1 protein-coding gene is annotated in these 547 nt (G+C 63.6%); it reads left to right on the top strand.

Annotated elements, in window-relative coordinates; genetic code table 11:
- Positions 1-206: 206 nt before the first annotated feature.
- On the top strand, positions 207-547 hold a 341-nt coding region (locus VQ042_RS26310), incomplete at its 3' end, for a HupE/UreJ family protein (protein WP_331823085.1).

Genomic DNA, 547 nt, shown 5'->3' with positions numbered 1-547 from the left:
GACCATTCGCACGACAAGCCCGGGACATTGCCGCGGTTCGATGCGCCCGTGCCACCCGGCGCCGCGCAACATGCGCTCGCGCTTCAGGACCACACCCGGGGCGGTGTCCCTTCGACCCTCGATCGACCGCCGAGATCGTCCGACATCGCGTGATCAATCGCCGTCGCTGTGACGGCATGGCACCATTCGGACTATCGGAACCAGACATGCAGGACCCTTCCGTCGAAGGTCGCCTCCGGTCGCGCGATGCGATCCGGACGACGTTTCGTACCCCTCTGCTCGCCCTTCTCCTGGCAATGACGTGGGGCACGACAGCACTCGCGCATAGCGTCGCCGCCGGCGACCAGGGCTACATCCAGGAGATCACGGGGGTGAACCTCATCGCCTTCATGTATCTCGGCGCCAAGCACATGGCGACGGGCTACGACCACATCCTGTTCCTGCTCGGCGTGATCTTCTTCCTCTACCGGATGAAGGACATCGGCATCTACGTGACCCTCTTCGCGATCGGTCACTCCACGACGATGCTCCTCGGCGTCTATTTCGA

This window comes from Aurantimonas sp. A2-1-M11, from assembly GCF_036549475.1.
In the GTDB taxonomy this organism is placed as follows: domain Bacteria; phylum Pseudomonadota; class Alphaproteobacteria; order Rhizobiales; family Rhizobiaceae; genus Aurantimonas.
The sequence above is the reverse complement of the archived record's forward strand: the minus strand, read 5'-3'. Positions and strand labels throughout refer to the sequence as shown.